General features: G+C 42.1%; 20 protein-coding genes. 4 read left to right on the forward strand and 16 right to left on the reverse strand.

Annotated elements, in window-relative coordinates; all coding sequences use genetic code 11:
* The first annotated feature begins 108 nt into the window (after positions 1-108).
* A complete protein-coding gene (locus ACK2WI_RS07060; RefSeq protein WP_313367960.1) occupies positions 109-789 on the forward strand; it encodes an MgtC/SapB family protein in 681 nt (226 codons plus the stop codon).
* Positions 790-793: 4 nt separating this feature from the next.
* On the opposite strand, the gene ACK2WI_RS07065 is transcribed toward ACK2WI_RS07060, so the two are convergent.
* Together ACK2WI_RS07065 and ACK2WI_RS07070 are read right to left on the reverse strand one after the other, a co-directional pair.
* Positions 794-1,444, reverse strand: a complete 651-nt coding sequence (locus ACK2WI_RS07065) for a bifunctional 4-hydroxy-2-oxoglutarate aldolase/2-dehydro-3-deoxy-phosphogluconate aldolase (protein WP_409150195.1) — start codon at positions 1,442-1,444, stop codon at positions 794-796.
* 1 nt (position 1,445) lies between these two features.
* Positions 1,446-2,438, reverse strand: coding sequence for a PfkB family carbohydrate kinase (locus tag ACK2WI_RS07070; protein WP_409150196.1), 993 nt, complete (start codon positions 2,436-2,438; stop codon positions 1,446-1,448).
* Between the two features lie 141 nt (positions 2,439-2,579).
* Between ACK2WI_RS07070 and ACK2WI_RS07075 the strand changes: the two genes are divergently transcribed.
* Genes ACK2WI_RS07075 through ACK2WI_RS07085 form a run of 3 tightly spaced genes read left to right on the forward strand, consistent with a single transcriptional unit; the run spans position 2,580 to position 6,045 of the window.
* Positions 2,580-3,401, forward strand: a complete 822-nt coding sequence (locus tag ACK2WI_RS07075) for an SDR family oxidoreductase (protein WP_093098572.1) — start codon at positions 2,580-2,582, stop codon at positions 3,399-3,401.
* Between the two features lies 1 nt (position 3,402).
* Positions 3,403-4,572 carry a mannonate dehydratase gene (gene uxuA, locus ACK2WI_RS07080; protein WP_409150197.1) on the forward strand — a complete coding sequence of 390 codons (1,170 nt, stop codon included), beginning with the start codon at positions 3,403-3,405 and terminating at the stop codon, positions 4,570-4,572.
* Positions 4,573-4,602: 30 nt separating this feature from the next.
* Positions 4,603-6,045 (forward strand): MFS transporter, encoded by a 1,443-nt coding sequence (locus ACK2WI_RS07085; protein ID WP_409150198.1) that lies wholly within the window; start codon positions 4,603-4,605, stop codon positions 6,043-6,045.
* Positions 6,046-6,252: 207 nt separating this feature from the next.
* Here ACK2WI_RS07085 and ACK2WI_RS07090 read toward each other — a convergent pair whose 3' ends face one another.
* From ACK2WI_RS07090 to ACK2WI_RS07155, 14 genes are all read right to left on the reverse strand, one after another.
* Entirely contained in the window at positions 6,253-7,791 is a 1,539-nt protein-coding gene (locus ACK2WI_RS07090) for a hypothetical protein (protein WP_409150199.1), read from the reverse strand.
* Between the two features lie 93 nt (positions 7,792-7,884).
* Positions 7,885-9,270 carry an alkaline phosphatase family protein gene (locus ACK2WI_RS07095; RefSeq protein WP_409150200.1) on the reverse strand — a complete coding sequence of 462 codons (1,386 nt, stop codon included), beginning with the start codon at positions 9,268-9,270 and terminating at the stop codon, positions 7,885-7,887.
* A gap of 2 nt (positions 9,271-9,272) precedes the next feature.
* On the reverse strand, positions 9,273-10,487 hold the full coding sequence (gene eboE, locus ACK2WI_RS07100) for a metabolite traffic protein EboE (protein WP_409150201.1): 1,215 nt from the start codon (positions 10,485-10,487) through the stop codon (positions 9,273-9,275).
* The gene (locus tag ACK2WI_RS07105; RefSeq protein WP_409150202.1) at positions 10,474-11,655 is read right to left on the reverse strand and encodes a 3-dehydroquinate synthase; all 1,182 of its coding nucleotides are present in this window, start codon (positions 11,653-11,655) and stop codon (positions 10,474-10,476) included. Before ACK2WI_RS07105 ends, eboE begins: the two co-directional genes overlap by 14 nt.
* A 12-nt stretch (positions 11,656-11,667) precedes the next feature.
* Entirely contained in the window at positions 11,668-12,540 is an 873-nt protein-coding gene (gene eboC, locus ACK2WI_RS07110) for a UbiA-like protein EboC (protein WP_409150203.1), read from the reverse strand.
* An 11-nt stretch (positions 12,541-12,551) separates the two neighbouring features.
* Positions 12,552-13,532 (reverse strand): TatD family hydrolase, encoded by a 981-nt coding sequence (locus ACK2WI_RS07115; protein WP_197700972.1) that lies wholly within the window; start codon positions 13,530-13,532, stop codon positions 12,552-12,554.
* Between the two features lie 12 nt (positions 13,533-13,544).
* Positions 13,545-14,264, reverse strand: a complete 720-nt coding sequence (locus ACK2WI_RS07120; protein ID WP_312696299.1) for an EboA domain-containing protein — start codon at positions 14,262-14,264, stop codon at positions 13,545-13,547.
* Between the two features lie 19 nt (positions 14,265-14,283).
* Positions 14,284-15,081: a DUF1080 domain-containing protein gene (locus tag ACK2WI_RS07125; RefSeq protein WP_409150204.1), complete on the reverse strand. Its 798-nt coding sequence runs from the start codon at positions 15,079-15,081 to the stop codon at positions 14,284-14,286.
* Positions 15,082-15,099: 18 nt separating this feature from the next.
* Positions 15,100-16,260 carry a Gfo/Idh/MocA family protein gene (locus ACK2WI_RS07130; RefSeq protein ID WP_409150205.1) on the reverse strand — a complete coding sequence of 387 codons (1,161 nt, stop codon included), beginning with the start codon at positions 16,258-16,260 and terminating at the stop codon, positions 15,100-15,102.
* Between the two features lie 18 nt (positions 16,261-16,278).
* Positions 16,279-17,319 (reverse strand): TIM barrel protein, encoded by a 1,041-nt coding sequence (locus ACK2WI_RS07135; protein ID WP_312696303.1) that lies wholly within the window; start codon positions 17,317-17,319, stop codon positions 16,279-16,281.
* Positions 17,320-17,342: 23 nt separating this feature from the next.
* A complete protein-coding gene (locus ACK2WI_RS07140; protein WP_312696304.1) occupies positions 17,343-18,554 on the reverse strand; it encodes a hypothetical protein in 1,212 nt (403 codons plus the stop codon).
* 11 nt (positions 18,555-18,565) lie between these two features.
* Positions 18,566-19,639, reverse strand: coding sequence for an aldose 1-epimerase family protein (locus tag ACK2WI_RS07145; protein WP_409150206.1), 1,074 nt, complete (start codon positions 19,637-19,639; stop codon positions 18,566-18,568).
* Positions 19,640-19,647: 8 nt separating this feature from the next.
* Entirely contained in the window at positions 19,648-22,329 is a 2,682-nt protein-coding gene (locus ACK2WI_RS07150) for a c-type cytochrome (protein ID WP_409150207.1), read from the reverse strand.
* Positions 22,330-22,371: 42 nt separating this feature from the next.
* The gene (locus ACK2WI_RS07155; protein WP_409150208.1) at positions 22,372-23,856 is read right to left on the reverse strand and encodes a RagB/SusD family nutrient uptake outer membrane protein; all 1,485 of its coding nucleotides are present in this window, start codon (positions 23,854-23,856) and stop codon (positions 22,372-22,374) included.

The following is a 23,856-nucleotide window of genomic DNA, read 5'->3' on the forward strand; positions in this document are numbered from 1 at the left end:
TTCCTAATGGAAATAAAAAAAGCTCGGCTCCTGTAGCCGAGCTTTTTTGTTTTTGGATGAATTAAAGATTTTTATTAACAATTTCATCTTATATTTGTTCCTCTGATTATGACTGACATCGCATCTATCGACTTTATTATCAATCAACTTGTTTGGGATTGGAATGACTTGTTGAAAGCCGTATTGTCACTCTGTGCTGGATTCGTATTGGGATTTGAGCGCGAGTGGAAGGATAAATCGGCCGGCTTCAAGACCATTTCTATTATCTGTCTGGGGAGTACCCTGTTTTCTTTGCTGTCTTTCAAGTTGGGAGCTGGGGAATCTGAGGACGCTACCCGTATAGCCTCCTATGTGGTTTCGGGGATTGGTTTCCTAGGTGCAGGGGTAATCTTTAAGGATGGCGTGAATGTGAATGGGTTGACTACTGCCAGTATTATCTGGATGTCTGCAGCCATTGGGATGGCCATCGGCTTTGGCGTATATGTGATCGCTGCCATTTTCCTTTTAGCTTGTTTTGCCATTATCGTATCTGGGCCTTTATTGAATAAATATGTGATCCATAACATAGTTCGATTGGTGAGTGTCAGTATGAAAAGAGAAGACCTGGATGCCAAAGATCAATTGTTGTCTGAAATCAAGCCACTTGCCAAGCATGTCAAAATAAAAAAGCAGACCATGTCAGCAGATTTATTGACGATTGATATTGAGGTTCTGATCGATAAAAGGAATATCAGGAAGTTCGAAAGATCTATCCTTGAAAACAAGCAGTTGGTAGAGATTAGTCTTTAACAGATCAAGCCTCTCTTTTTGCCCAGGTCAATAGTTTGCTGCAGCTTTCAGCAATCTGTCCATATTCATAATTTCCACCCACTTTTACGAATAATTTAGAACCTAATCCTACGGCACTAACTCCGGCTTCAAACCATTTGTTGATGCTTTCTTCCGTACAATCCACACCACCTGTAGGCATAAATCTCAATTTAGGAAAGATAGGCTTGATGCTTTTCAGAAAGCCTGGACCAAGAGTTTCCCCCGGGAACAATTTCACGAAGGTGCAGCCAGCTAATTGAGCATCAGAAATCTCGGTAGGGGTCATGCAGCCCGGTATCCATAGGATGTTGTTCTTATTGGCACTACTTGCGACACATTCCGAAAAGATAGGACTGACCAAGAAGTCGGCTCCCAGTTCGATAAATCGATCTGCATCATCCGCATGCATTATCGTCCCAATACCTAGTCTTAGGTCTGGAAAATGCTCTTCCTTATAGTTTCGCAGAGCTTTAAAATTCTGTTCGGCTTCATTTCCTCGGTTCACAAATTCAAAAACCCGAATACCACCTTCATAACAACTTTTTAGAATCTGAATACAGGTATTGACGTCATCATGATAGAAAACAGGAATGACCGGATTTCGAATGATATCTTTGATAATTTCTTCTTTCATGTTAGTTTGCTTTTCCATTTCCAAAATCTCCTTCCACAAATAATTTTTGATAACCTGCTCCAGTTGCGAAATCAATGGTTTCCTGAGCAGAGAACCCCTTCCTCAAAGCATGGATCAATCCCGCCATAAAAGCATCGCCACTTCCGATCCTATCAACCACAGCTTCCGTCTCAAAAGTCTCTGAGATGCTGTCTTCATTTCTGCTATGGTAGGTGCCATAAAACAGGTTATGTTTTGGATGGTCCATGAACCGAAAGGTATTGGCGATATGTTTCGCCTTAGGGAAAGTTTCAAAAATATGCTTTGCAGATATTTGGGAACTGTTAAAATATATTTCTTTGGTTGTTTGTCGGTTTAATCCTATTTCAACGGGGCTATCGAGCATGTTTTGTGCAGCCCAAATATTTCCCATGATAACATCGCAATACGCAGCCAATTTCGGCATGATTTCCAAAGGCTCCTTGCCATATTTCCAAAGCTTGCTGCGGTAATTAAGGTCTACAGAAATCGTAATCCCTCTTTGATCCGCTTCCTTCAGCACTTGCTCCATCAGGTCTGCCATTTCTTGGGAAAGCGCTGGTGTCAATGCCGACCAGTGAAACCAATCTACATCTTGAAAGAGGAGATCAAAATCGATATTCTCAGGCTTTAACTGGCTAAAGCTGGAATACTTTCGGTCATATACCACCTCACCGCTACTCAATCCATTAGCAGAAAGCAGGATATAGCTCCCAATACGATCTCCAAAGCGGATCGCCTTAGAGCAATCCACTCCTAAATTCTGGATGCTATCCTTTAATTCATTTGCAAGGCTATTATCCGGAAATGCAGAGCAGAACTGGACCTGATCTCCCATTTGGGCCAAACCAACGGCCACATTGGCTTCCGAACCACCAGGGAAAATTTTTAAACGATTATTTCCCCCTTCAAAAATGGACTCACTGAGGCTTTGAAGGCGGTACAATACTTCACCGAATGTTAATATCTGTGGCATAGGTCAAACTGAACAACAATATAATAGTTTTTGATGGATTGTTGCAGCGTTTTTACGAAAACGTTTAAGTAATAATCCTGTTTACATTGCCGATTTTTCGCTATAATTTCTGTATTATTGGATAATAATCAACTATAAACTATGAGTATTCTAGATAAATTCTCCCTAAAAGATAAAGTTATCGTTATTACAGGAGGCACTGGGATTTTAGGCAAATCCTTTGTCAAAGCATTAGCTGAGGCCGGCGCTAAAATCTGTATTATCGGGAGAAACCAAGAAAAAATCAATGAACGTATCAGCATGGCCAATGACCTCGGTGCAGAGGCTATAGGTATTGTTGCCGATGTGATGGATGAGCAGTCTGTTAAAGATGCAAAACAACTGATCGTAAATCGCTATGGCAGCATTGACGGCCTGATCAATGCCGTGGGGGGTAACATTCCAGGTGCCACGATCGCTGATGATCAAAATATATTTGACAATAAAATCCAGGATACCATCAAAGCGATTGAGCTTAACCTTTACGGTACCATTATTCCAACCTTGATCTTTGGGGAACTCATCGCTGTAAAGGGCAAAGGTTCCATCATCAATATCTCCTCCTTGGCTGCGTCAAGACCATTGACCCGCGTGTTGGGCTATACCGTTGCCAAGCATGCCATTGATGGCTTCACAAAGTGGATGTCCACCGAATTGGCGCTTCGCTATGGCGATAAGGTTCGTGTCAATGCGATTGCACCTGGAGTCTTCTTAACCGAGCAAAACAAAACTTTACTGACCAATCCAGATGGTAGCTATACCGATAGGGCACAGAAATTCATCAATGGAACCCCATACAGAAGGTTAGGGGATCCATCAGAATTAGAAGGCACCTTAGTCTATCTACTCAGCGATGCATCGGCATTCGTATCTGGAGAAATAATCTTTGTGGACGGTGGCTTTAACTCTTGGTGTGGCGTATAATATGGAAAACAAAAAATTCTTAGAACAGACTTGGCGATGGTACGGACCTAACGATCCTGTATCCTTGCAAGATGTGAAGCAGGCTGGGGCTACTGGCATAGTTTCGGCATTGCATCATATCCCCCACGGTGAGGTATGGCCTCTGGAGGACATCCAGGAAAGGAAAAGGATTATTGAGGAAGCTAGACTGACTTGGTCCGTTGTTGAATCGGTACCTGTCCATGAAGCCATTAAAACAAGATCTGCAAATGCAGACCAATATATCGAACGCTACAAGCAATCCTTGCAAAATCTAGCCTCCTGCGGCATCAAGACTATCTGTTATAATTTTATGCCCGTTTTGGATTGGACCCGGACGCAATTGGATTTGATCATGAAAGATGGATCTAAGGCGCTCTATTTTGATTGGATCGACCTTGCGATCTTCGATATCTATATCTTAAAAAGAGAGGCAGCGGCCCAAGACTATAGCCAAGAAATCCAACAGTTGGCTGAAGAGAAATTCAGCAAGATGTCTGAGGAAGAGAAAACTGATCTACAGTTTAATATCCTGATGGGAATTCCCGGCGAAGGGGATATCAGCTTAGAATCCTTACAGAATAGCATCAATATTTATAAAAGTATCGGTAGAGGAGGGTTGAAACAGAACCTGCTCTATTTCCTGGGCGCCATTGCGGACACCTGTGAAGCCAATGGAATCAAGATGACCATTCACCCTGACGATCCGCCTTACGCCATCCTAGGGCTTCCTAGAGTGGTCAGCAACGAGGAGGATTTGGTCTACATCATTTCAGAGCAACCAAGGGATTTCAACGGCATTTGTTTTTGTACCGGTTCACTAGGAGCTGGACCCCAAAACAACCTTCCACAGATCTTGGACAAGGTGAAGCACCGCGTATACTTTGCCCATCTGCGCAATGTGAAGCGCGATGCCCTTGGTAGCTTCTATGAGGCAGACCACTTGGATGGGGACGTGGATATGTATGCGATCGTTAAGGGCTTAAGTGAAGAAAACCAACGCAGAGATTTGGCGATTCCATTTAGACCCGATCATGGGCATAAAATGCTTGATGACATCAATAAAGTGACCAATCCAGGCTATTCAGCCATTGGAAGGCTTCGTGGCCTAGCAGAATTGCGAGGTTTAGAATTAGGAATTTTGAGATCTTAACCAAGGATCTACCCACATAAACAACAAATTATGGATACTAGTAAACCTACGAAATATAGGTGGACGGTTTGTGCACTGATATTTTTCGCAACGACCATCAATTACCTGGATAGGCAAGTGCTTTCTCTGACCTGGAAAGACTTTATTGCACCAGAATTTCATTGGACCAACAATGACTATGGTAACGTTGCGGCCATTTTCTCCATTGTCTATGCCATTTCCATGTTGTTGTCCGGTCGATTTATCGATAAGCTTGGAACAAAGAAAGGCTATTTATGGGCGATTGCGATCTGGTCGGTAGGTGCTATCCTACATGCATTCTGTGGCATGATCACTTCAGGGGTATTAGCAGGAGAATGGTTGGTTACTTTCGGACGGGCCAAGGAAATCATCGCTGGTATTGAGGATGTCACCAAAGTGGTTAACATCTCGGTCACTGTCTTTATCTTTGCGCGTATCATTTTGGCATTAGGGGAGGGCGGAAACTTTCCGGCAGCCATGAAGGCCTGTGTAGAATACTTTCCAAAAAAAGACAGGGCATTTTCCACATCCATCTTTAATTCGGGTACTACCATTGGAGCACTTTTGGCTCCCTTGATCATTCCAGTTATTGCAGCCAAATACGGCTGGGAAATGTCGTTTATTATTATTGGAGCCTTAGGTTTCATTTGGATGGGTTTCTGGCAGTTTATGTACAAAAAACCAGAAGAAAACCCACGCGTCAATGCCGCTGAGTTGGCTTACATCAAACAGGATGTCGATCATGGAGAAGTAGCCGAAGCGGATAAGCCCGTAAAAGCCAAGGTCTCCATACGAGAATGCCTAAAGTTCAAACAAACCTGGGCACTCATCTTTGGTAAGTTCCTGACCGATGGCGTATGGTGGTTTCTTTTGTTTTGGTTCCCGGCCTATTTAAGTTCGGTTTATGATATAAAATCCTCGGATATAGAAGGACAGGTTGCTATATTTGTTCTGTATGCCATTACCATGTTGTCCATTATCGGCGGCTGGCTACCCACCTATTTTGTGGAAAAGAAAGGGATGGAAGTGTATGCAGGACGTATGAGAGCCATGCTGATCTTTGCTTTCTTCCCCTTATTGATCCTTTTTGCACAACCATTGGGCGAATATTCGTATTGGTTTCCAGTTATCCTGATCGGTATCAGTGCAGCAGCTCATCAATCATGGTCTGCAAACATATTCTCAGCCGTAGGTGATATGTTCCCAAAGAAAGCTATTGCCACGGTGACAGGTATCAGTGGTCTTGCTGGCGGGGTTGGTTCTTTCCTGATCAATAAAGTTTCAGGGGTATTGTTCGATTATGCCGAACAAACCAATATGAAAGTTTTTGGATTCGAAGGGATTGAATCGGGTTACTTTATCATCTTTGCAGTCTGTTCGATCGCCTATTTATTGGCTTGGACCATCATGCGAATATTGGTTCCAAAAATGAAACTTATTCACCTTTCTTAATAAAGGAATTTGATTGATCTTATTCGAGGCACCTTCCGAATTTTCCGAATGTGTCTCGAATATGTCTCGAATAAGGTCCGAATAAAACAGTTCAATCTTTGATCTAAATCTTACTGTTGCGCAGGAGCATAGATTCGATACTTCTTGCAAAAAATAAATTAACATTTTGCTCTTTTCCGAAGCAATAAATACTGATAAGAATTTCTATTAATCCTTCCTGAACATAGCAGGCAATGCTGGTTTTTCACCTGCTTTTATGGCTTTGATAAAGGGTAAAAATTCATTCTTATACCACGGAATATTTTCTCTAAAACGGTCTGTCAATCGTCCTTCCATAGTGTCATAAATTTTCATGGCTTCTTTTTCTTTACCTTGTTGAATCAAGTTATAGATAAATAACGTGCTAATGGAATACAGGTCATTGATCAATAAGAAATCATCGATCGGTGTCATGGATTCGAATATTTTGATATACGAAGCAAAGGACTTAGAAAAGAAAGGCTTTGGAAACTCTTTATTTATCCGGTCTAGATAACCTGTACCTAATCCATCAAGGTATTGCATGAATTGCTGGGTGGAGGTTGCGATTCTTTTCCCTGAAGATTTAAGTGGCAGAACCCATAAGCCTAAGAAGTTGAGGTTTTTTTCGACTTCATTATCTTCAATTAGCTCGAAAGGGTTAGTCTTAAATTGAGCATCTTCCAAATCCATACTAAGCGACTTGCCTTGCCATTCAAGTAGCAATGCATGCTGTATATATTGTTTGGCAAAAATAGAACTCAATTCTACATCTAAGCTTATTTCTGTGAAAATACGACTTGGTCTATTTGCTACGGAAAGATCTTTGTACCATACCCAATTGTATAAACTTAATGGGCGTTCAATATTTTCACTTAAAAATGTCCAAGAACTTTTTTCCATGGCTTCCTTAACCACGGTTGAGATCGTTTCGATATGATGAGGTAATTCTATGGCAGCCTTTTTTTCCTTTTGGTAGTTAGCATATATTTTTTCAATAGATTTTTTAGGGTCCATCAAAAAACTAACCTTGGCTCTTTCATCAGGATCTACTAGCGTGGATAATTCATCTGACAGTCTTGGAACTTCAAAATCGGTATCTTTCTTCTTGATCTTTAGTAAATCATATTGGATTAGGAGTTCATGTAACTTGATCAATTCAGGATTGTTGATCCATTGTTCAAAATCTTTTGCCAAGCCGTCCTCTGTACCTATATCAGCTTCTAGATAGGCATTGACAAAAGCCAAGTAAAAATTATGCATCAGTTGCTTGTCGTCTTGCTGCTTGGATAGTTCGATCATCTCAGCAATCAATTTAGGAATGAGGATATGCTCCAGTTTTTCAGGGGCTTCTTTCCAATGGCCAGCATCCAGCAATCTTTTCCAGGTTTCGGAGCCATACTCAGGGAAAATATATCCATCCTCCTGAAAGACAACATCAGCCTCCTCATTGTTGACATCACTGAGGATCCAGTCGGAATCTTCTAGGTTTTTGAAATATTCAGGGTTGTTTTTATAATCAGGATGTTGATCAATGGGAAGCTTCTTGATAAAACCGATTTTTTCCAAATACGGGAAACAACGTAAAACCGTAAAACTCGTATCAAATCGATTTTGGAATTGGTAGAGATTGAAAATGATTTTACGTTGTTCCGCGGCAGGAAGATCAGTTCGTTCCAGGAGATGAACGGCATCTTCCACTAAATTTTCTATAGCATGATACGACATAATAGCGCTGCATTTGTTTGAATTAAAGATGCAAAAGAATTTCCTTTTGATCTTTAACAATTCATCTGCAGGCTATTTACAAAATATCTACATTTATTGAGAAACAACTGTTTCTGCTGCGTTTTTAGCTTCAAAAATCTTGTTTAAGAGAATTTGTTTAATGGAAGTCGGTTCTACATTTTCCTCCAATCCATCAAAATCTCCGATCAAGATAGGGTAGTATTCTGGAGCTACATCTACAATGCCATGGGAACCTTTTACCAAGGAAGCATCTAATGGAGTAATATCCAGAACGGCCGCAAAGCCTATTTTCTTCAAGATAAGTTTACCGATTGCCCTAGACTTGGAGGTCATGAACATTTCTACGGGATCATATCCCGGTTTTTTGTGGATGTCTACCATTCTCGCATAGTCCGGTGCCACAGCATCATCTTCCCAGAAATAATAGGTAAACCAGGCGTTAGGATTTGCTAATAGGACCAAATCTCCTGAACGTTCATGGTCGATTTGATAAGCCTTTTGTTCTTCCTTATCCAATACTTTGGCTACGCCAGCGACCTTCGATAATAAGGTCTTGAGTTTAGCCCTAGTTTCATGCGATTTGGTATATACATGTGCTATTTGATGGTCAGAGACCGCAAAAGCTTCAGATGCTCCAGCATCCAATAGTTCCAATCCTCTTTCAATTCGGATATCGATTAGTCCTTCTTTGCGAAGGATTCTGTTGATATGGATAGGTTGATCGACTGGGCCAATTCCGTATTCCGACAATAGGATCACTTCCACGTTTCTTTTTTGGAAGAAGGTGGTAAGCTTTTCAACCAATTGATCGATTTGTTTTAACTCCGCAGCTACACTTTCGCCTTTAGGACCATATTTCTGCAAACAATAATCCAAATGCGGGAGATAAATAAGGTTTAAAGTCGGTTGATGCTTCTCCTCCACATACATGGCCGCATCCGCGATCCAATTGGAAGAGGTGATATTGGCATTGGGACCCCAAAAGTTGAATAAAGGGAATTTCCCGAATTTCTCCGTCAATTCATCGCGCAGGCTGCTAGGGTAAGCATAGCAATCCGGCATCTTCCGGCCATCGGCCAAATAGTTTGGTCTTGGCGTAGCAGAGAAGTCCGCATCATTATACATATTGTACCACCAGAACATCTGTGCACAGGTAAATGCAGGATTCTGTTTCTTTCCGGTCACCCAGATGTTTTCGCCTTGCACCAATTTGTTGGATTGTTTCCAGAATTTTATCTCTGAATCGGTATGATCGTACCACCCATTTCCAACGATGCCATGTTCACTCGGTGCCACCCCCGTCAAATAGGTTGTTTGGGCAGAAGTGGTCAATGCAGGCAAAACCGGTTTTATCTTACGTAGTTTATTCTGTTTGATGAATTTCTCAATGAACGGGGTATGTTCTCCAATTACGGAACTTGAAAGCCCAACAATATCAATTACAGCAATTCTCTTCATATTTAATCCCTTAATTTTTTCAATAACCAATTCAATTCCCTTGCGATGGACTCTTCAATGGGAGCCTGCAAGGATTTGGGCAATACGCCCCAAGTATAGGTTTCTACCTCGATATGATTTGTTCTTTCCTTTTCTTTATGCAGTTTTATGACCCTGATGATATCCTCTTGGGTGGAGTCCAGTTCTCCATAGCTTTCCAAAAAGATAGGAACATGGAAGTGGCTCCGCCATTCCACATGGTTGGCATCATTGGGATCATTTAATGCTTCAGGAAGGTCCTTGTATTTGATGAGGTTGCCCTCGCTATCTTTAGCAATGACCTGATGCAAATAGATCGGCTCATTGAATTCTTTAAGTTTGTTTTTCTGGTTAACCCTTTTTTCTGGATCCTCTGCAAGGGACACCTTTAGGGCTGAACTAACTTGGAATTTACCTATTTTGATGTTCAGTTTTTCCAATTCATCCATGCTCTTTTGATGGTCCTCGTATTCCAGAGCAAAATGGCAGACATCATAGCAGAGACAGATATATCTGTTGATGATCGCCTTGGATTGATCGACGTCTAGTTTATATTTTTCCTTAAAGAACTCACTGGCCATCGGGATCAGCTCGTTTGTATACCAGGTGATAAATTCCCTGGAATCCTCTAACATACCGTCAGGTTCAGGTTCAATATCCAAATGCATATAGATCGAGCTATTAACCTCTGTTTGATACAGCTGTTCCGCGATCAATAGAATATGTTTGGTGCAAAGGTCACGCTTTTGCTGCCATTCAGGGGTGTTTTGTTCATGCCAAAAACGATAGGATAGAGGCGAAGTAGAAATTCCACCTTCTTGACCTTCCGGCAGTAAATGCGCTAAGATGTCAAACAGATTCTTTGTATACTCAAATCGCTCTTTGCTTGTCCAATCAGGAGCATGCACTTTATCCTTCACCTCTTTGATATGGAAATCGCCATAGGGGAAACCATTCATGGTGAATACATAGATATGGTTTTGTTTCAACCAACCCTGAAATTCTTTTAGGGCTTCCGGTTCACTCAATTCTTTGGCTGCTTGAGCGGATAGGCGCAGGCCTAATCCAAAGTCTTGGTCAGCTGAAACCGCCGCTTTTATCTTCGGTAAATTTGTTTTAAGCTCTTGAAAATGGTCTTTCCAGGCTTCACCTGGATGGATATTGCTGCAATAAGAAAGATGTGAATTAGCTAGCTTCATAAACAGGGTTTTGATTTTGACTAAAGTTCTTTAAAAAATCAATAGCTTGGATAATCAGGTCATAATCTAATTGGTGATAGTCTTTTCCTTTACCCATTTTCTCTAAAAGAACCACGGTCAATTTTCCGCCTAGGTGCTCTTGGAAATCGAGCAGACCAGATAGCAAAATAAATCTTGCCTCTTCGGAGTCCAAGATCGGATGGTAAATAGGCAGACCAAGGTTACGGATCAAACTGACCACTCGGGTAGCCTCTTCTTTTGTAATATTACCGATTAAATAGGAGTAAAAGACATCCATCGCGATTCCAATGGCAACAGCTTCGCCATGCAATACTTGGAAATCAGTCATCTGTTCCAGTTTATGGGCACTCCAATGGCCAAAATCCAATGGTCTGGAAGATCCTAATTCGAAAGGGTCACCATTTCGGATATGTTCCAGATGCTTATCGGCACAACGGAAAATCAAATCTTCCATTTCTACAGAATTCCTTTGTTTGATCTTACTGGCATTATTTTCTATCCATTCATAGAATCCTAAATCCTTGATCAATGCAACTTTGATGGCTTCTGATACCCCAGCTACCCAAGATCGTTCATCTAAGGTTTGCAGAAATTCATAATCGTTGAAAACTGCCTTTGCAGGGGTAAATGTTCCTAGAAAGTTCTTTTTCCCTTTATAGTTCACCGAGTTTTTTACTCCCACACCCGAATCATTCTGGGATAGTACCGTAGTCGGGATACGGATATGCTTGATGCCACGGTGCGAGATCGCAGCGGCATAGCCCACTAGATCTAAAATAGCTCCGCCGCCTATGCCAATAACATAGGAATGTCTATCGATCCCATACTGATCTACCGCTTGGATTATGGAGTCTAAGCAGGTCGTATCATTCTTGCAGATCTCTCCGCCGGGAAGGACCAATGGCTCGCTCGCTAAAATAAAATCTTCCGTTTCCATGAAATAATTATGGATCTGTTCCGTCAGATTAGGGTGTTTTTCCATAAATCCAGCGTCAATAACAAAGAGGATTTTCTGTTTGAATCCAGGGTTGCTGTGCTGGGAAAGAAAATCTTTCAATAGGTTGTTGCCTAAGGTGAAAAGACCTTTAGTGAAAAAGATATTATATTGATATTCAATAGTGAATTTTTGTTCTAATACACGTTCCATACTCAATAGGGTTTAGGTTACGGCAAATTTCTTAGCTAAGAAGATTGAAACCGGTAATATGGCGCATACGGCCAATGCTAGCAGCCAGTGGCCAGATATGGCAATCCAGCTAGCATTCATTAAAATCAGTGCGAGTACTCCAAATTTCACAGCCTTCCTGACATCTTGTGGCTGCAATGTTTTCAGGGCTTTGGAAACCGGTGAACCGATCATAACACTGAAAAGCAGGATGAAAACCAAGGCCAAGTAATTTTTGCTGCTATAGGTGAAGTAAAGTAAGGTTAATATAACAATGGAATACAAGCCAATGGAAACCAACAAGGCAGTCTTATTGCTTCCATATACTTCCCCGCGGCTTATATTGGTTACTGAAGCGATATAGATAATCGGGATGATGGCGATATACCAATAGCTCAAGGCATCTGGCAAAACGGCCATTCCCAATAAAAGGTTCAAACCTCTGCAAGCTCCCATGACGATAGGGCCGGCAAGGAAATGATGTTTCGCTTTGCCATTGTACAATAAGCACATCAGCACGATGGCCAATGAAACATAGAATGCGGTCATATTGACCTGATAGGCCAAAAAGGATCCAATGGCAAAGGCTAAGGTACCTAAAATGCTGGCAGCGGATTTTTTGATCCTTCCGGAAGGGATGGGGCGTTCGGGACGCTCCACTTTATCCAAAGCGGCATCAAAGACATCATTAAAGACTATCCCGCCAGTATAGAGTAACATACTGGAAATGGTAATCCAGATCAATGGATTGACCGGGGGTAAATCTTGTTGCAGAAACAAGCAGGCTAAAGCGACACCAGCTAAAACATCAGATATGGCTGTTAAAACATTGGACGGCCTGATGATTTGGATCCATGGTTTCAACATACGCGACGGTATTAAGAAATAATAATAGAATCCTTATTTAACCTAGGTTGTTGACCACCACGAAGGATTGTATTACCTTCAAATTTCTCATTAGGATCTGCAAATAAAGTCTTGTCCAGGGTATTTAAATCAAGATGGTCGCTGACCTTGAACGCATCTAAAGCATTCTGATAGGTCACCTTGATGACATCTTCTTTTGAAACACCATGTTGCAGCATCAATGCAGCAGTTTTTGGCACTGCCAATGGATCTGAGATTCCCCAGTCTGCTGCTGAATTGACCATGATCCTATCAGAACCATATTCTTTGACGATATCCACCATGCGCTCATTGCCCATTTTGGTAAATGGATAGATGGTGAATCCGGCATAGAAACCGCGGTCTAATACTTCCTTAACCGTTTCTTCTGAGTTATGGTCAATGATGACGGTTTGAGGGTCTAGGCCATGCTCGATAGCGATATCCATACTGCGTGTGGTTCCGCGAGTTTTATCACGGTGGGGGGTGTGAACCTGGACAGGCAGTCCAGCTTCTTTGGCAAGCTCCAATTGAGCTCTATAGTATTTATCTTCAGCAGGAGTCTGGTCATCGAAACCAATTTCTCCAATCCCGACAACACCTTCCTTATAAATGAAATGAGGAAGTAATTCCATAACCTGTTCTGCTAAAGCTTCATTGTTTGCTTCTCTAGAATTAAGTCCGATGGTACAAAAATGTCTAATCCCAAATTGGGAAGCCCTAAATCTTTCCCATCCAATCAGGCTACTATAATAATCCTTAAAGGTATCTATCCCAGTTCTTGGCTGTCCGACCCAAAAGGCAGGTTCGATCAGTAAAAGAACACCTGCATCAAACAGCGCTTGGTAATCATCCGTCGTTCGTGAAACCATATGAATATGTGGGTCCACAAATTTCATCCCTTTAATTAATTCAAAGTCTAGCGACATTGGTCTCCCCATACTCGCTAGGTCTCTATTTAATTCTGTGCACATTCCTGTCTGTTTTTAATTTTTCTCTAATAATTCTGGGCTAACGTTTTGCTGCTTCAAGATTTCTTTAGCGCGAGGAGGTAAGTGATCCTTCGCCAAAACCCATAGCATAGGGTGGATCTCTCGATTGGCAGAATCGCGTTCATAAATATAGTCGACAATGGAGTTTGCAAGATGGATGTTGTTGCGGTCGTAGAGACCATAAATCTTCTTGATATCCTTGCCGGTAAAAAAGCTCTTTAAAATCATTTGGTTCCAGGCTTCTTCATTTAAGTAGGTAGCAGGAAACTTGTTCTGCTCCATGATAGCGCCTTGAACCAGCCCAATATTATTCCGAATACCCTCTTGGCAACGGTCAATCCAGATTCTTGGGAACTGGAAAATGTTCAATGCCGAATACAAGGCTTCCTGCTCTTGCATATCAGCATAATTGAACAACTTCTCGATAAAAGTAAAATAGGGTTCTTGTTGATCTTCGATCAAACTCAATAGGTATACCCGCGCAAGTCTAAGTACGGTCCAATTCTCGACAATCAAGGGATTGCTATCCTCTTGGACCATACTTACTGTTTTATCCTTGCTGGTATTTAATTTCCTGCTTAACGAGGAAAATATCTTTACAAAACTTGTAGTGTAATTATCTGCAATCGTTCGCTCACATTCCTCTAAATAGCTTTTCTCCTCTGCTGTCAGCAGTTCGAATAAGGTATTTCGCACTTGTTCTTTCCATTCCATATTGCAGTTTATATTATGATTACTTTAAAATTTTAATCTGCATGTCTTTGTATTCAACTTTCATTGGTGGACCAACATGCACTTGCACACCAATCAATCCTTTCTCCTTGCGGTTTTCAGGATCATTGTCGATCACTTCAGCGATTACCTTTCCGTTGATAAAATGTGTTAGTTTATTGCCTTCAGCAACGATTTCCAGATCATTCCAATCATTCGGTTTTACTATGGTCTTTAATTCTTCATCGGTAGCTACAGAATCGATCACCTTCATATTTGTCCAGGCATTGCCTTTCGACTCGCCTTTATTTCCATCTGCAGGGTTCAATATTTCTGTTCGCTGACCACGGTAAGCTAAGGTTGTTCGCTTGCGTTCCTCATAGTTTTGACCAGTGTAATTATTCTTTCCATCAATGTCCGCTTGGTACCCCCGTAGGGCATTCGGCACCTCTGTGAAACGATCGCTTCTGTAATTTACACCACTATTTCCATTTTCGGAAATTTTAAATTTAGTTTTCAATGAAAAGTCAGCTACATCCCCACCGTTCCAGATCAAAAATGTATTGTTTTTCAATGGTTCTTGATCCGCTCGGATCTCGCCCGATAGGACCCCATTTTCCATTTTCCAATAGGTCGTATCACCCTCCCAGCCGGATAAGGAATTCGGGTCAAACATGGCGATATAACCATCGTCTAACCCTACCGTATCGCTGGCGGTACTGTCCTGTTTGTTGTTCTGTTCTGCATTGCTTCCATTGCATGATCCTAATAAAATAGTAGCACTGAGGCAGATACAGCTATATTTGAATAATTTTTTCATATTGGATTTCTCTAAGACTTATTTGTTCTTCCAATCCACATGGGTATCTTCCCATTTTCTGTTTTTAGCCGAGTTGATAACGGCTTCGCAGACCTTCTGGGTTTCCAGTGCATCCCTAAAAGTTGGGTGGCATTCGGCCCCTGTTTCTAGCGTTTGTAAAAAATCTGCTACTTGGTGGACAAAGGAATGTTCGTAGCCCAAAGATAGACCTGGAACCCACCATTTATCCATGTAAGGTTGGTCGCCATCTGTAACGTGAATGGACCTCCATCCTTTAACAATCGAATCATCGGCGTTGTTGAAATACTCCAATCGGTTCATATCATGTAAGTCCCATTTCAATGAACCCTTTTCACCATTGATCTCGAAAGTAAATAGGGCTTTGTGCCCACGGGCATAGCGCGTAGATTCAAACAATCCCAAAGACTCATTGTCGAAGTGACAATGGAATATACAGGCATCATCAATCTTTACATCTTCCATTTTGCCAGTTTCCTCATGCATGCGTTGCTTTACGAAGATTTCGGTCATGGCCGACACATCCTTGATGCCTCCATTGATCCACATCGCTAGATCTATACAATGCGCCAATAGGTCTCCGGTTACTCCTGAACCTGCAGCATCGGCATCCATTCTCCAGAATGCGGCACCCCCTTGAGGAAGGTTTTCATTGATGGTCCAGTCCTGTAGGAAGTTGCTGCGGTAATGGAAGATTTTGCCCAGCTTGCCACTGTCTACGATCTGTTTAGCCAAGGTTACCGCAGGTAAACGACGGTAATTGTACCAAATGGTGTTTTTCACCTGATTGGCTTCCACGGCTGCCACCATTTTCTCGCCCTCTTCCAAGGTTCTTGAAAGCGGTTTTTCACAAAGTACCATTTTGCCGGCTGCGGCAGCAGCTACTGCAATCTCCATGTGCATATTGTTTGGGGTACAGATATCAACAGCATCGATATCATCCCTAGCGATCAGCTTCTTCCAATCGGTCTCGTAAGATTCATATCCCCACTGTTCTGCAAATGCTTTCACTTTTGCTTCACTGCGTGAACATACAGCCTTTAACACGGGTGTATATTCCAGGTCAGGAAAGAAATTAGGTACACGTTTATATCCATTGGAATGGGTTCTTCCCATGAAACCACATCCTATTAATCCAATTCTTAATTCTTTTTTGCTCATGATTTTTTCTTTTGAAGATTACTCTGACCATCCATTTACATCGCGCACCTCGATCAAGGTCTTCAAGATCGAATCCCAGGTCTCTTGTTTGTGCATCACCTCATTAGGGAACATACATCCATCCCAACAGATATGGTTGAAGGCCTTGGTTGGATTTCCATTTTCATCCTTCATCCAGAAGCCTGCATCTTTAGCGATATCCAAACGTCCGTTAGGATCGGTTGGCAAGCAGTGTCTTCCTGTCTTATCGTGCGATCCTGATCCGAATACCGTTCCATCGTTTTGTGCAACGTGGAAATCAATGGTCCAAGGGCGAAGTTTTGAGGTCAGGAACTTTAGCCCTCTTTCTAATTCTTCACGGTCATCCCATTGGAAGTCAGGTTTCAAGATGCGGTCTTCAGGTGCATTATAGCCTAATAGGTAAAGGAAAGTATGCGACATATCCGCTTGGAAGCCCATATTATCACGGTCTACCATCTCTAGGGTATCCAGCATGGTTTTCCAGCTTTGCATACCACCCCAACAGATTTCACCTTCGGCAGCTAGGCGTTCGCCATATTCTGCCGCAGCATCACATGCTCTACGGAAGGTGTCGGCAATTAGTTTAGTGTTTTCAGTAGGGTTTTTTGACCATTCCTCTACACTGCTGGCAGAGTCTACGCGGATAACGTTGTTGGTCCTAATTCCTTCTTTTCTAAGTTTATATCCAAACTCAGCAGCTTTCCTAACCACTTCCACAAAGCGATCTCGGTCTGTTTGGGAACCCATTGCGGAACCGCCATCTGGTGGCCAAATAGGAGCCACCAAAGTACCTATAGCCAAGCCATAGGTGCCTCCAATCTTGTCTACAACTGATTTTATATGATCGTCCGAAGGATCTAACTTGACATGTGGGTCAAATAAACCCAAGTCTATTCCATCGAATTTTACGCCGTTTACTTCTGCTTTGGCCGTTTTTTCCAATAACTCATCCAATGAAATGATGGGTTCATGGTCTCCTTTTCCTACAATGCCGGGCCATGTGGCATTGTGTAATTTTGGGAAATTGTTCTTGCTCATAACAAAGTTTATTTATTCACTAATTAACCTTTTACCACTAAATCCGGATTGTCTGGGCCGAAATGCTTCAGCATCACGATCGGATCTGTTGTAGAATGGTTCTGAATGGTTACTCCTCTTTTAGCTGCTTCCTCTGATACAAAGTATTCATCAAAAGTCAATTGTCCGTAACGGATCAAGGCTGGGGTTTCGATGGTCCAATCATTCATCTTGCCATAACCTTGCATCATGATCAATCCATAGGCTGCAGCATCGGTAATGGTCACTGTCTGTCCAGGGAATACGGTCAATTCTTTGGCACTGAATGCGGTTGATTTATAACAAACCCATTTTTCCGAATAGCCTTCGCTTTCCATCGCCTTCTCATCTTTCACTGGCAGGGGAGCCATAAATCTGTTTTTCATCATATCTGGATCAACGTTCAGGTCCCAATCAATGATATCCATCAGGGCATCATAATCACCTTTCATGTTCTCAGGAACACCTTTCCACAATAACTCTTCAGGAATGATCGCTTCATTTACCAAGGATTGGTACATCGCAAATACATCCGAAGCTTTTTGCGGCTCATAGGTACATAAACTTCCAGGGGCATGCAATAAGCCTGGAGGAACATCCCATCCGGTTCCTGGTTCCAAGCGGTAGGCTTGTGAGTAATTGGTGATCTTGTTGTCGCCTTTAGCAAAGTTCTCCAGACATTCCTTGATGGTTTCTTTTGGTGTTCCCGGTGCAATTCCCATAAAGGTATACGGGAAATCGCCACCATGATTGTTCAACTGTGGTGGGAAATAATAAGCTTCAGGTTTTCCTTGTTGTTCGATAAGTGCTGCCTTTTCATCATTGTGATGGATATGGTGGGGTAGAGGACCCATGTTATCAAAGAATTTTGAATACATCGGCCAGCTTTGGTATTCATCCCAAAGACGGTTACCAATTAATTTACCTTTTAGATGGTCTACGCAGTCAGCTAATAAAACCTGTTCTGTCTTGCCATTTTCTTCATAAACTACAAAACTCAATCCTTCAAATTCACCCGTCAAAGGACCATTTTTCGCAGGAGTGGTCGATGAAAACCAACGCTCATCAATACCGCCACGTTCACCGCCTAATACATAGTAATCATCGGGATGAAGTTTTATCCTTCTACCTGGTACACAAAAAGATCTTGGCACCCAGTTAGGTGCTAATCTCAATATTCCTTTTCCTTGTTCGAATGCCTTTTCAATGATTTCCATTCTTATTATTTTTATAGGTTTATATACTTGTTTACAAATTCCGTAATGGAGTCCGGCTTATTCAATATACTGATTTCTAAGTTATATTTCCGCTTTTCTCCGGGTTTCAGTTGGATTAATTCCCCACGTTCGCGCATCAGTTTCTGCCCTAGCGGTGGGTTGGTGCCAGGTTCCATTCCTGTTACATATTCACCTCTGCCCCAATGTTGCCAATTGGTCAACCAAGGCAGTTGCTTCTTGTTGAAGCTTAGTTTTAATGCAAAGCCTAATTTCTCATTGTAAATTCCACAATCTACTCTGCCTTGCTCATCACAATCCACGTCTATCAAGGCTGCTTCTTCCCCCGAACCACTATGGTCTTCCCGTGGTTCTTGGCAGGTTCTGAAGTCCTGTCCTTCTTTGAATATCTTATTGTCTGCGCCGGTTTCGCGAGATTGCCAAGCGCCCTTCCAGAGCAATTTGGTTCCCGCATCAATGAAAGGCCACCCGAAGTTGAAATGGTATAAAATCATATGGGAAGAATTGATATTACCGATATTCTGGATTTCATCATCCAAATAAATGGTTGGATGACCTAGAATGCATCGTATTGTGCGCGTAATTTCGATGTTGTCTCCTAGGGGATGGCCTTGAAATATTTTTCCAGTAATGGACATTTCGTAATCGCCGTTGGCTAGATCAGGCTGCTTGATGGATAGGAGTTCCGCTGGGCTGTTGCTGAATTGATCATGCAAGCCGCGATTTCCATATTCATCTTGCTCCGGTCCTCCAACATGGGTTACCCCACAGGTTGTCAATAATCCGCCTCCAAATGTTCTCAGCCAATCAATTCCCTTGTCTGAGAAGGGTTGCGGAGCAGTTACACCTAGGCGGCTTAACCAACTCAAGTTAAACTGATTGAACGAAGCATCCGCTATGTCCATACCACGGTCTATGACTACTTTAAAGCGTAGTCCTGCCCCAGTGTTGATCCAGGCTATACGCGTTCCTTTCCCCCTTCCATTATCCAAAATGGAAGTTTCTATGCCTCCAACCTGTGCTACATGGGAGACTTTGTTCAACCAGTCTTGATTTGAGTTTTCCAATGCCTTACTTATTTTTTGTTATAAACTTCACTTTTTTCATTACCTCCAGACATCAGGTAGGCCATGATATCTTTAACTTCATCAGGACTCATCACATTCAATGTTCCCGGAGGCATGATCGATACCTCAGAACGGTTCATGGATTTCACTGAGTTTTTCGGAATGGTCTTGGTCACTTGTGGTGCGTAAGGGTTTTGAGAAATCACATAATTGTGCTCATCCTCACTCATCAAACGGCCGAGGACATTCGTTCCGTCCTTCAGGTTGAATACTTTGGATTCATATTGATCAGAAATCACTTTACTTGGTTCAATGATAGCCTCTAGCATATCGCGTTTAGAGAAACGGGTACCTAATTGCGTTAAATCAGGACCAACAGAACCGCCTTCGCCTTTGACAGTATGGCAAGAACCACATTTAACAGCAAGGAACAACTCTCTACCGCGTTTGAAATTGCGGACACCGGTGTTTTCATCAACAACTTTCAGCGCCGAATCAACTTCCCATGCTCTTCCTGGACCTTTCGGACCTTCTACTTTCTCAGCAAGTCTGTTTCCTTGTGCATTGATCAAAGAGTCTCCCGACATCTTTCCGTACATGGCAAGTTGTTCTTGTGGTACATTTTTCAATGCCATTTTACGTGCATTGTCAATAAAACCGATGTAACTGTTACCGCCTTTAAAACCGAAGGCTTTGTAGAACCAATTGAAATATTGCTCACGTAATTCCGGAGTCCAACCAACACTGGTATTGCTTAATGCGGTAGCCATGAAGATCTGTTGTGCAGGCGGGATATTGGCCAACATGTCTGCGATGTCCAATCCGTACTGTGGATTCCTCAAGATTAAATCTGAAGAATTCATAAAGTTGGTTTGGGTGGTATCGTCTTTCGCATTGGCTAGGATGTCAAGCGTCTTCTTAACAGCTGGTTCGCTGTTTAGAGCAAGTAAGATTTTAGACAATTGCCTATTGGTATAGTTCGATTTGGCGGGGTAGAAAGGTTCTAACCTTTGAGCTAAAGCAGTAGCATCCGCATCATTCACTTTACCCATACGCGCAATGACAATTTCGTAAACTCTCAACAGGTTTTCCAACATCTTCGGCGTAATCTTTTCTACAGGAATAGTTGCCAATTTTTTCATGATCATAGGCTGTAGGGAAGGATCGGCTACATGTGCCATCGCTACCATCGCTTCAGTCAATCGAACAACATTGCGTTCTGCGAAAACCTTGTCTTTCCAAGTGTCAAAAGGTTGATGTTCTACAGCAACTCGAGCGGCATAGCGAATGAATCTATCCTCATGACCTAAATATTCCCAAACTTTATCAACAGTTCCTGGAGCCGATGGTCTGTGGTATTGTTCGATCTCTCTACGTAATTTCACTAGCTCATTAGGCTCAGATATTTTAACCTCGTTATAGATCTTATCACGGTCCTTATGGTAAACGCGGTATAGATCAGATTCCAATCGTCTACCACCAGTCAAGAAATAAAGGTTTCCATCAGGACCAATCGTTCCATCGGTCAATGGTAGTGGAGAACCCGAAATAAATTCTTCTGCCTTAGCGGTATAGCTTGCTCCATGAGGTTGCAATTGGATAGCATAGATGATACCGAAGCTCCAATCGAATGCGAATAAGCTGTTTCTATATTTATCTGGGAACTTAGCTTTGCTAGGGTTGATAAAGTTAGTAGGAGATCCTTGGCCGATATTTAAGGTTGCAGGAAGGTTGTCCAAGAACCTTTCATCCCATTTTGCATCCCCTTTTCTCCAGCCGTATTCACCGCCACTAGGAACATGAAGGATCCTTGTCGGGCGGTACCATGGCATCCCGAAATCCCATTCCATATCGGAGTCGTAGGTAAAAAGCTCACCTTCATTATTGAAGGCTAAGTCAAATCCATTACGCATTCCCGATGCGATAAGATCCCAAGATTTACCTTCTGAATCCGTTTTTGCTATCCATCCACCGTTCAGGTGAGAGTCAGCATCGTGGCCATGGGTATCTAAAATGTAAGGAATCAAATTGTCCACCTTATCATTTGGTAAAGAACGATAATTGTCCATTTTAGGGATTTTCGTGAAGTTACCAGCGATAACATAGATCATGGAATCTGGTCCTAATACGATGCTGTGCGGTCCATGTTCACCCTCTCCCTCCAATTCCATCAGCTGGGTGATTTTATCTAATTTATCATCATTGTTGGTGTCTTGAAGCCTATACAGACCGGAACCTTTTGAAAGATTCTCATTCGGACGGTGGTTAATCATAACATATAAGCTGTTATAGGCCCATAACAAACCTTGTGCAAAGCCCATTCCTACTTTATTGCTGGTCGTATCCTTTGGATCGCGGCCTTCAATTGGAAAGTCCAATGCCTCAATTTTTGGCTTAACAGTTGAATCTGAACCAAGAGGAGGCAATTCAACGCGGAATAGACCACCAAATTGATCCGATGTGATCATCCGACCTTTGTCATCAAAAGTCATGGAAACCCAAGATCCTTTTTTGTCATCAGAAGGACTATAGATATGCTCGATTTCAAACCCATCGGGCAATGTTATTTTATCTGTTTTTGGATTAGGTTCTTTAACCACCTCCTTTTCCTTCTCCTGCTTACACGCTCCTGCAAAAATGAACAGGAACAAGGCAAACAAATACAATTGTGCTCTTTTCGTTTTTATCATTTGGTTTTTATGTTGATATAGTTTATAACAGCTTACATGTGCCTACCAACCTTGATTTTGTTCAATTCCATTAATCTGAATCTCACGCTGAGGGATCGGGAATAATAGTTTGAACGGTTGAATATTATATGAAGCACTGCTTAGTCGAGTCAATCTTTTCTTCTCCTCGGCACCATGGGCAGTCATCACCTCTATGGCTTTTCCAGTTCTCAAAAGTTGGTACCACCTATGGTTTTCAAAAGCTACTTCGACTCTTATTTCATTAGCGATGGCCGTTCTCAAAGCATCTTTGGATAAACCAGATACTGGTTTCAAGCCGGCTCTTTTTCTTACGATATTCAGGTTTGCCAAAGGATCTCCTGAGCCGACCTCATTCTGTGCTTCCGCCAACATCAAAAGAACGTGGGCATAGCGGTAGATTGGCCAGTTTTCATTCGATCTACCATCCTCAATATAAGGTGCGTGATAAAACTTCTTGATAAACGGCATGCTTCCACCAAATGCTTTAGACTCTTGAAATGCGGCATTTGAAGGGTCATTGAACAATTGGATGGATTTATCTCTACGTAAATCTCCCTGCTCATAGGCATTATAAATGCTCGGTGTTGGAATATTACTTCCGCCTAAGTTTCCTGAGAAACCGACCAATTGCATTTTTGCATTTCTTGGCCCGAAAATGTAAATGAAGTTACTGTTCTCTCCCTCTACCGATTGATCAAACTGCACCTCAAAAACTGACTCTGCATTATTCTTGGAATTAGGACTAAAACAAGATGCATAATCTGGCATCAAGGAATAGCCTAATTTGGTTACTTCCTGAAAATTGGTTACTGCTTCAGCGTATTGCTTCCTCGTTAGGTAGACTTCTCCTAGTAATGTGTATGCTGCACCCTTGGTCGCCCGACCTACACTTCCTTTATCATAGCTAGGAAGTAAGTTTGCAATGGCATCCTTAGCATCTTGGATAATGACTCCATAAACTTCGTCAACTGTTCCTTTCTTTCCATCTGAGAAGGCGTCCGAAGGATTCTCAACCTCTTTGGTCAGCAAAGGAACTTCTCCAAATAGTCTAACTAAATGAAAGTACGAAAATGCTCTCAAAAACTTCGCCTCTCCCAGGTATTGTAACTTTAATTTTTCATCCGCGAACTCGACTTGATCAATCCTACTGATGATGGCGTTGGCTTGTTGAATGCCAACATACAGGTTTACCCAGGTGGTATTCACGTAGTTATTGGACGAGGTGATCAAGAATTCATCGATTTCCTCCCGCTGCTGTGCTCCACGGTCCGTTTCATCATATTGATAATTGGTATTGTCAGCACGCATTTCAGTCATTGAAAAAAAATCACTGGTATACAATACTTGCAATCTGCTATATGCACCATTTACTGCACGAAGGATCTGCCCTTCATTTTCGTAATAGTTCTCTCCACTTGAAAAGGTATAGGGTTTTACATCCAATAATTTATTGCAGGAGCTCATGCTCAATAACCCTAGACCTAATAGAATATATCTTAGTTTCAT

It is taken from the genome of Sphingobacterium sp. BS-2, from assembly GCF_046161205.1.
Lineage (GTDB): Bacteria > Bacteroidota > Bacteroidia > Sphingobacteriales > Sphingobacteriaceae > Sphingobacterium > Sphingobacterium mizutaii.